At 76.2% G+C, this 2236-nt stretch carries 2 protein-coding genes; one reads left to right on the top strand and one right to left on the bottom strand.

Translation table 11 applies throughout. The features are described from left to right. Positions 1–86: 86 nt before the first annotated feature. Positions 87–1118: a glycoside hydrolase 5 family protein gene (locus AOK23_RS32050; RefSeq protein ID WP_420823770.1), complete on the bottom strand. Its 1032-nt coding sequence runs from the start codon at positions 1116–1118 to the stop codon at positions 87–89. 271 nt (positions 1119–1389) lie between these two features. On the opposite strand from AOK23_RS32050, the gene AOK23_RS32045 reads away from it, so the two are divergent. Continuing rightward, positions 1390–2236: BadF/BadG/BcrA/BcrD ATPase family protein (locus AOK23_RS32045; protein WP_055716067.1), on the top strand; the 847-nt coding region annotated here is incomplete at its 3' end.

Below are 2236 nucleotides of genomic sequence, written 5' to 3'. Positions count from 1 at the left end.
GGGCGGGCGGCCTGCGCGGGGGCCGCCGTTCCCATGGCGGCCGTCGAGGGGCGGATGCCCCGGCGGGCCCCGCCCCCTCTCGCCTCTCAGCCCGTCCGCACCAGCTCCGTGATGCCCCGCTCCTTGAGGTACGCCGTGTCCTCCGCGCGGTCCGCGAGGACCACCGCCGGCCGGGCGCCCTCCTGACGCAGACGCATCCACGCCTCGAAGAACGCACCGCCCGGACCGGAGACGGACCGGGTGGACGGGGTGCAGTCCAGGACGAGCGCGGTGGTGCGGGCCGGGGGAGGCGCCGGGGTCGCGCGCAGCTCGGCGACCGTGGCGGACAGGGCCTCGGCGATCGGCTTCGGACGGCCCGAGGAGTCGAACAGGCCGAGCGTGTACTCCAGCTCCGGGAAGTCGGCCAGGGCGCGGTCGACGTCGTGGGAGCACCACCACGTGACCCCCCACAGCCCCGTGCAGCCGGCCGCGTTGCGCAGGGTGGCCCGGGCGAAGTCGGGAGCGTCCGCCGCCAGGATGTGCGGCTCGGGCGCGCCGGTCTCCTGGACCCACACGGGCCGCGCCGGGTCGAAGGCGTAGGCGGCGGCCAGCTCCGTGCCGTACTCCGCGAGATGGTGGACCTGCGGCGAGCGCGGGCCGTAGCGGCGGGCGCAGTCGGCGGAGAACACCCACGGGTGGACGGTGGTCAGGTCGCCCTTGCGGGCCGAAGCCTCCGGGGTGAAGGGATGGCCGTCGCCGTACCAGGCCGCGTCGTACGCCGAGTGCGTGACCAGGCCCTTGCCCGCGCCGAGCCCCTCGCGCGCCGCCGCCAGCAGGGTGTCCAGGTAGCGGTCCACCTCGGTCACGGTCACCGGGTTGTGCTCGACGAGGTTGTTCAGCTCGTTGCCCAGCTGGAGGCCGAGGAGGTTCGGGCGGCCGGCCAGCGCGCTGCCCAGGGTGTGCAGCAGGACCGCCTGGGCCTCGACGGCCCCCGGGTCGGTGAACATGTTGCGGTGGTGCCAGGAGCGCGTCCACTCCGGGTAGAAGTCGAAGCTCGACAGATGGCCCTGGACGCCGTCCACGAGGACGTCCAGACCGCACTCGGCCGCCAGGTCCACCAGCCGGACGAGCTGGTCCACCGCGGAGGCGCGGACCAGCGCGCGGTTGGGCTGGAGCAGGGGCCACAGGTGGAAGACCCGGACGTGGTCCAGGCCCAGTCCGGCGATCTGCGCCAGGTCCTCGCGGGCCTGTCCGGGATCGAAGTCGTGCCAGGCGTGGAACCAGCCCCGGCGTGGGGTGTAGTTGACCCCGAAGCGGAGCGCGGACGCGGGCGGGGGCGGCGTGTCGATGGCGTCCTCCTCAGGAGACGGACCTTGTCTGCGGCGAATGTATCAACCACCATGGGCGGCAATGAATAGTGATTTGAACCAAGGTTCCGGGGCTGTCGCGGATCTCGTCGTCGGCCTGGACGCCGGAGGCACCCGCACCCGTGCGCTCCTCGCCGGGCTGCGCGACGGCCGACCGCGCGGCGAGGGCACGGCCGGTCCGGGCAACGCGCTCACCGTGCCGGGCGAGGAACTCGCCGACCACCTCACCGAGGCGCTCGCGGGCGCCGTCCCCGAGCCGCTGCGCGGCCGGGTGGTCGCCGTGGCCGGCGGGTTCGCCGGGGCCGGCCACCGGGGACAGGGCGCCGACGAACCGGGCCGGGTGCGCGCCGAGGCGGCCCTCGCCACCGCGCTCGCCCGGCTCGGCATCGCCGCCACGGTCGGCGTCCACAGCGACATCGAGACCACGTTCGCCGCCGCGCCGGGCCACCCCGCCGACGGACTGGTCCTGGTCGCGGGCACCGGCGCGGTCGCCGCCCGGATCGCCGCACGCACGCCGACCGCCACCTCCGGCGGCGACGGCTGGCTCCTCGGCGACGACGGCGGCGGCTTCTGGATCGGCCGCGCGGCCGTACGGGCCGCGCTGCGGGCGGCCGACGGACGGAGCGTGCCCACCGCGCTCGCGCACGCGATCGGGCGATCCCTGGGGCTGCCGCCGCAGACCCTGCCGCCCGAGGGCTACGGCGCCACGGACACCGCCCCCTGGAGCGCCGAGCAGCGCACCGCCTACCGCGCCCGTCTGCTGCCCGCCGTCATGGCCCGGCCGCCGGTCCGGCTCGCCGACCACGCCCCGCTCGTCGTCGCGACCGCCGAGAACGAGAAGGACGCCGTCGCCCGGCAGATCCTCACGGAGGCCGCCCGCCGCCTCACCG

Origin of the sequence: Streptomyces torulosus (assembly GCF_001419765.1) — a bacterium.
GTDB classification, from domain to species: Bacteria; Actinomycetota; Actinomycetes; order Streptomycetales; family Streptomycetaceae; genus Streptomyces; species Streptomyces torulosus.
This window is presented reverse-complemented; position numbering and strand designations above follow the sequence as displayed.